At 69.0% G+C, this 1,089-nt stretch carries 1 protein-coding gene; it reads right to left on the bottom strand.

The features are described 5' to 3' along the window. Nucleotides 1-786: polyphosphate kinase 2 (ppk2, locus tag PV341_RS45050; RefSeq protein WP_500361040.1), on the bottom strand; the 786-nt coding region annotated here is incomplete at its 3' end. Between the last annotated feature and the right edge of the window lie 303 nt (nt 787-1,089).

Below are 1,089 nucleotides of genomic sequence, written 5' to 3'. Positions count from 1 at the left end.
GCCCCGAGTCGACCGGCTACCAGCGCCCGCCCCGCGACCTGCAGACCTACGTCCCGGACCACGCGGCGACCTTGGGGCAGTGACACCACTCGGGCCCCTCGTGCCGGCGAGCAGGTGGGCGATCATGTTGATGCGGGCCGCGCGCTTGTCGTCGCTGCCCACGACGTACCAGGGGGCCTCGGGGATGTCGGTGTGCACGAACATCTCGTCCTTGGCGCGGGAGTACGCCTCCCAGCGAGTGATGGACTCCAGGTCCATCCCCGACAGCTTCCAGCGCCGGGTCGGGTCCTCCAGGCGGGTCCGGAACCGCTGCTCCTGCACGGCGTCGCTGACCGAGAACCAGTACTTGCGCAGGATGATGCCGTCCTCGATCAGCAGCCGTTCGAAGATCGGGCACTGGTGCAGGAAGCGCACGTGCTCCTCGGGGGTGCAGAAGCCCATCACGTGCTCCACACCGGCGCGGTTGTACCAGCTCCGGTCGAACAGCACGATCTCCCCGCCGGCCGGCAGATGGTCGACGTAGCGCTGGAAGTACCACTGGGTGCGCTCGCGTTCGGTCGGCGCGGGGAGCGCCGCGATGCGCGCGATGCGGGGGTTGAGGTGTTCCGTCACCCGCTTGATCGTGCTGCCCTTGCCGGCCGCGTCGCGTCCCTCGAAGACGATGACGAGCCTGTGCCCGCCGGCCCGGACCCACTCCTGCAGCTTGACCAACTCGACCTGCAGCCGCAGCAGTTCCCGCTCGTACATGCCGCGCGGCAGGCGGTCCTGGCGCTTGTTGTCACCCATGCCCCGGTGCCCTCGCTTCCGTAGGACGCCCACGGTACGGGTCCCCGGGCGGGCCCCGGGGGAGGCTCAGCCGAGCGGGCCGGTGCCGCCCGGGGCGCCGACGGCGTGACCGGGGGCGGTCGCCGGGAACGGGAGCCAGGGGCCGCGGGCGTGACCGCGGCCGTGGGCGTGCGGGTGCGGAACGTGTCTTTTAAACACTTCCCCGACCCCAGAGACCTTCTCAAACACCGGTGGCCCTCTTTCGTTTGAAAAAAAAAAAAGCAGCAAGCAGAGAAATAGAAGAAGAGGAGGGTGCAAGAGAGA

This window comes from Streptomyces sp. PA03-1a, from assembly GCF_033792805.1.
Lineage (GTDB): Bacteria > Actinomycetota > Actinomycetes > Streptomycetales > Streptomycetaceae > Actinacidiphila.
This window is presented reverse-complemented; position numbering and strand designations above follow the sequence as displayed.